Source organism: Bacillota bacterium (assembly GCA_040754675.1).
Classification (GTDB): Bacteria; Bacillota; Limnochordia; order Limnochordales; family Geochordaceae; genus Geochorda.
The window spans coordinates 1-5524 of sequence record JBFMCJ010000274.1 but is presented as its reverse complement, the minus strand read 5'-3'; the positions used below and the strand labels follow the sequence as shown (position 1 = coordinate 5524).

3 protein-coding genes are annotated in these 5524 nt (G+C 69.9%); all 3 read right to left on the bottom strand.

Translation table 11 applies throughout. The features are described 5' to 3' along the window. Positions 1-77: 77 nt before the first annotated feature. Entirely contained in the window at positions 78-1214 is a 1137-nt protein-coding gene (locus AB1609_14700) for a hypothetical protein (protein ID MEW6047708.1), read from the bottom strand. A 77-nt stretch (positions 1215-1291) separates the two neighbouring features. Beyond that, positions 1292-2659 carry a cytochrome ubiquinol oxidase subunit I gene (locus AB1609_14695; GenBank protein MEW6047707.1) on the bottom strand — a complete coding sequence of 456 codons (1368 nt, stop codon included), beginning with the start codon at positions 2657-2659 and terminating at the stop codon, positions 1292-1294. Between the two features lie 136 nt (positions 2660-2795). Then, positions 2796-5524 (bottom strand): hypothetical protein (locus AB1609_14690; GenBank protein MEW6047706.1); only part of this gene is annotated, 2729 nt, incomplete at its 5' end.

Sequence of the window (5524 nt, the reverse complement as noted above, 5' to 3'; positions counted from 1 at the left end):
GGCATTGCGGCCCGGGCGGGCGGAGGGGGAGGGGGCCGGGACCCGCCGCCCCACCCGCCTGCTCGACACTCGCCCTGTCAGTGCCGGCTCGTGACGATGGGGTCCGGCCCTGGCGCGCCGGCATCGGCCTGCAGCTCGCGAAGGCCTTGCTGCCATGGGTACCGCCAGAGGAGGTAGCCCACGAGTACGAGCCCACCCAGCAAAAGCGCGGCAAACAGCACGAACTGCGGCCACTGGGGGCTCAGCTTCCAGGCCTCCGGCTGCAGGTACGCCGACAGCGACGCCATCCGGACGCCGTGCCTGGCCACGGCCAGCCCGGCGGCCATCGCGACGGTGGCGGCCGCGCCGGAGGCTGCCCAGGCACCGGGCCTGGCCGCGTGCTGCGCGAGGACCCACACGGCGAGCATGACGGCGCCCAGGATCAGAGCGATGACCATGCCCGCGACCTGCAGGGTTCCCTGCCGCAGCGCCACGGGAAGCGACACGTAGTACCAGGCCGATGCGGCCGCCTGAATGGCAAGGGAGCCGGCGAGCCACCTGAGCGCGAAGCCGCGAATTCGCCGGCCGCCATCGGGAAGCCGTCTGCCCAGGAGGTGGCCGGCGGTCAGGGCATAGGACGCCCCGATGACCAGGAAGTTGAGCAGGGCGTGCACGTAGCGGGGCGCAAAAGTCGGTTCCGAGGTGTTGAGCGCGGTGCCCGCCAGGTTGAACAGCTCGGCGAAGCGCTCCGGGCGAGCGTACAGGCTCATGTTGGTCACCATCACGAACGCTACCCATGCAAGGGCCAGCAGTGCCACGGCCAGGCCCCACCCGGGCGGGTGGGCGCGCTCCCGCCGCCTGATGGCCCAGTAGTAGAGGGCGTAGTAGCCGGCTATCAGGGCGGCAATGACGCTGATCCACGTCCACCCCACGAAGACCGAGGACGTGTAGAAGAACTGGCCGAACAGCACCTGGACGAACAGAAGCGGTGCCACTCCGGTCGTGATCGCGAACGCCATGGCCACCGGCAGCGCCTGCGAGAGGTGGGCGCCCAGCGGCCAAAGCGCCGTTTCTCCGCGCCGCACGGCAAGCGTGTGCACAAGCCCCAGCGCCGTTCCCCCCACCACGACCCCCACGAACAGCGTGTGAAGCGTGTACGTGAGCACGAGCAGAAACTGCAGCAGCGCCGGCGGCGCCGGGATTCCGATGGGATCAGGTGCAGGCAGTACTGGCATGGATTCTGTTCCCCCCTCGATGTGGCCGTCCTGCGCAGGCGGCCTTTCCGGCTTCCGGCTCCCGGCTCAATGTCCCGTCACGATACAGGCTCGCCCGGCAACGGCTGCCTCAGCGCCTCCGCCTGGGACGATCCGGCAGGCGGGTTCAGGGTGGCAAGCCACCGGGCAAGCGCCCTGCGCTCCTCAGCGGTGCCGAAGAACGGCGGCATGTAGGCCTTGAGCATGTTCAGATGGCTCAACTGGAAGTCGATGTACGCCTCCGTCCACCCCTTCACCAGGGGGCGGATGTCGTTATAGCCGCCCAGAACGTGGCAGCTCGAGCACTGCAGGCGGAAGACCTCCTGCCCTCGAGCAAGAGCAAGCTCCGCGCCGGCGGTACGGCCGGTTGCTGCCGGGGCTTCCCTGACACCCGGTACCGCAAAGCGGGCCGACGCCAGGATGCCCTGCTCGCTGAGCCTCTGCTGCTGCCACACGAAGACCCCGTTGGAGTAGAGGTAGCCGTAAATCGTATACGGCTTGCGGATTCCCTCTCGGACCCACTCGGTACCCCCCGTCGCGATGAGGCCGGCAGCCAGCAGCGTCGCAGCCAGGGCCGTCGAAGCCACCTGCGGGCTCTTAAGCGGGCCGAGCACCACGACGGCGAAGATGACGAACGACACTGCCAGGCTCAGCAGGAACATGATAGAGACGGCTGCCGCCCCACCCAGCACCAGCATCCTGGGGCCTTCGGGGACCACCGCCAGGTACCAGAGCGTGGAGAGCGGTAGCGCCACCATGGCCGGTACGAGCCACCACGCCGCGAAGCGAACCGCCTCGTCCCGGAGCGCCGGCGACTTGATCCTCACCGCGGTCAAAAGCCCCCATAGCCCGGCCAGAGCGGCGGCTGCGGCGCTGCGCCCGAGCAGCGCAGGCCAGTACGTGGGATTGAAGAAGCCGTCCCAGAAGTTGCCCGTCACAAGCCACCGGCCGGGCGTGAGCATGAAGCTCAGGATGCCGTTGATGATCACCAGCGACATGAACGCCGACACGGCGTACGCCCAGCCGTACAGCATGTGCGTGCGGCCGTCGGCACGGTCCCACGACGCCACGTATAGCAGGATGGCCGCGATCTCCGCGATGAAGAAGACCCACTCCATGGCCCACCCCCAGACGAAGGTGCGGATCAGGATGGACGTCGTCTGAGGGCTCACGAGGCCGATGGTGAACCAGATGCCCACGCCGCTGATGGCCCCGAAGACGGTGGTCAGCAGCAGGAAAAACCGCGAGTGTCCCTTCACGTAAGCGAGAAGTTCGGCGTTTCCGGTCCGGCGTGCCCGGCGCTCGGCCAGGACCAGGTACGGCCCGCCGCCCACCGCGAACATGGCCACGTAGGCGTGCAGAATCGCCACGATGGCAATGGCGAGAGGCCCGCCCAGCCGCGGAACGTCCCAGATGGGGTAATTCAAGGTACACCTCTCCCCTAAACGCGAATAAGAACTTAATAGTAAGGCCAACGACTACGCCCACTGTTACCTTAGCGGGGTGGAGAGGCCTCCCTCAGGGAAGAACGTCGGGGACGGGTGTCATTCAGAAAACTCTGAGCTAGTCCAGCCAGCGCTCCACGCTTCGCGGGCCTTCGGTGAATCCCGCCCGGATCAGCCACCGAAGCTTCTGCCGCACGACCCCCACCACCTGGCCTTGAACACTGCGGATGACCAGGCGACGGCCCGGGTAGGCCGAGGCCGCGAGGCGAAGCAACGCCTCAAGGGCAGCAGCACGATCCTCTTCCGGCGCATCCGGGTCGTACCATAAAGCCCCGGCTCCAGGGCGGAAGAAGATGACGGGCCGGCCATCGGCCAGGGCCACCCATCCCCCTGAGATGTTGGAGGGCCACCACGGTGGGGCAGGGAGCAGCCGGCCGTATGGGAGGGCCGGGTCGGACGCGCTGACGGCCCACGCTTGCTTCGCCGCGGGGCCGGCGTGGCGGCGAAGTTCTTCCACATCCTCGGGCCTTGCGAACTGCTCGCCGCTCAAGCCCTCCACCAGGTATCCCCGCACCACCTCGCCGCGGGCCTCCATCTGCTCCAGCGCCTGGGCCAGGTACGCCCAGGGGAGCGGGCAGCCATCGGCCGCGGCCATCTCCCGGCTCACCACGCCGTACCGATCCAGGAGAACCCGTACCCATGCCTGGGACCGGGACGCAGCGCCGTCAGGCGTTTCGGGCAAAACCACCGTGTAGAACCGCACCCCGGCCAGCTCGGCCGGATCCGGAGCGCCGCTTCCAGCACCTTCCCTGTCCCCCGTTTCCCCCGCTGCATGCGCCCGGGCAATGGCCTGGGCCCGGGCCCAGGCCTCACGGCGCAGCCGGCGGGAAAGGCGCCGATAGGCCGCCGGGCCCATTGGCCGAACCGGCGGACGCCCGGCGGATCCCTCCGGAGCGGCTCCGGGAAGCCCGAGAAGCGAGCCAGGTCCCGTCCCGGCAGGATGCGGAGCGCTGCCGGCGCCTTCCTTTGCGGGGGCGTCCTGCAGTGCTGCCTCGAGCGGCCGGATGGACTCGGCGCTGACCAATCCCGCTCGCACCAGATCGAGAAGCACCCTGGAAGTCGTGACCTGATCGAATCCCGCCCGCTCGGCGATTTCCCATCCGAACCAGCTTCCGCCTCCGGCCAGCAGCCGCATGACCGCCTGCTGCTCCGGCGAGACCTCCCGTTCCCGTGGCGAGGGATTGAACGAGCCAACAAGAGCGCAAGCCGTCCTCCCGGCTGCGCGGGCGAAGAACGTGACGCCCGCCCCGGCGCGGGAATCGGAAGGCGCCGGCAGGACGGCCCATCCGACCTGGCCGGCAGCTATGGCCTGCGCCAGCCCCCGGGCCGCCCTTGCTTTCAGCCGGGCCCCGAGCAGCAGGCGGGTCCAGTCGGAAAGCCGCGCCCGAAGCCCGGCGAGCCGCCGGATCGCGTCGACGGCTGCCGCGGCAGGATCGGCAGCGTTTGAGGGTGCAGTGGCCATCAGATAGTGATGGAACGCCAGAAAGCGGGCGAAGGTGTCAGCAGCGACGGGGGCGCTCCGCTGGCGGCTGAGTTCAAGGGTGCGGCGCCGGGCTGCGAGCAGGGCAGGCACGGCGAGGTAGGCGGGCGGTCCGGCGGGGTCGAGCGTTCCGTAGAGCATGGCGCCCCGGGCCGAAAGGATGGAGAGAGCCCGCTCGGCAAGCGCCCGGGTCACGCCATAGCGGGCGGCCGCCTCCTCGGGCAGCAAGGGCCCGGGTCTCGCCAGGCTGCGCTGGGAGATCAGCGAGGCAAGGGCCTCGGCCTGCTCTTCCGGGTCCGCCGCATCCAGCCCCGCAAGCAGGGGAGCCAGGGTGAAGTGCACGAACGTTGCTCCCCGCCGAAAGACGCGGCCGGCTCTTTCAAGCTCCTCGATCCACGCGCGCCAGGGGGCCGCTCCCCCCGCGAGTGCCGCCGCCAGCTCCCGCTCGCTGAGGTCGCCGGAGAGGCGCAGCCACTCATCGATATCCTCCGGCCCCGAAGGCGCCCTGCGGCTGCCGGCCCACGGCGGGCTCTCCCAGCGCCGTGCCATCTCGCTGAAGACCGCCGGGTCGATGAGGTGTGAAAGCGTCCCTGCCGCTGCGGCTTCGCGGAGGGTCTGGTCGGGCGATCCCACGAGCACCGCGGCCTGCCGTTCGGCCTTGGGAGCGTCGGGCTCGTAGAGGAAGGCGGCCGTGAACTCGAACAGCAGGGAGGCGGCGAACGGGGAGGGCGCAGGACGCTCGACGACGACAACCTCAATCTCGCCGGATTCAAAGCCCCTGGCCAGCGCCCCAAGGGCCTCCAGATCAAACGCCTCGTCTGCGGCCTCCCGGAGCGCCTCCCGGAAGAGAACGGCTCCGGGCCCGTCCGACCGCGACTGCATCAGCATAAGGTCGGCGGCGCGCAGCCGCTGCTGCCACAGCGGGAGCCGCCGGCCGCGGCGGGTCCGGGTGATGAAAAGCGCCCTCGAGGCAGCCTGCCGGAACAGCTGTGCGACTACGGGGCTACCCGGCAGCTGTTCGAGCACCAGCCTCACCGGGTCATCGCCAGCGCACATCGCAAGCTGCTCGAGGGAGACCGAGGCCTCTGCGGGCAGCCGCAGCGCGACCCCGTCGTCGGCGGCCACCGCATCGATCTCCAACCCGAGCCTCCGGGCGTAGGCGGTCATGGCAAGAGCCCAGGCCCGGTTCACCCGCCGGCCCCAGAGCGAGTGGACGGCCACGCGGCGGTCACCCAGTTCGTCGGGAAAGCTCTCCACCACGACGCGCCGGTCGGTGGGCAGCTGCCCGCACGCCTTTTGCTGCCGCG

Excerpts from the sequence above, each read along its gene's own strand:
- AB1609_14700 (MEW6047708.1), bottom strand. The coding sequence starts at position 1,214 with ATGCCAGTACTGCCTGCACCTGATCCCATCGGAATCCCGGCGCCGCCG.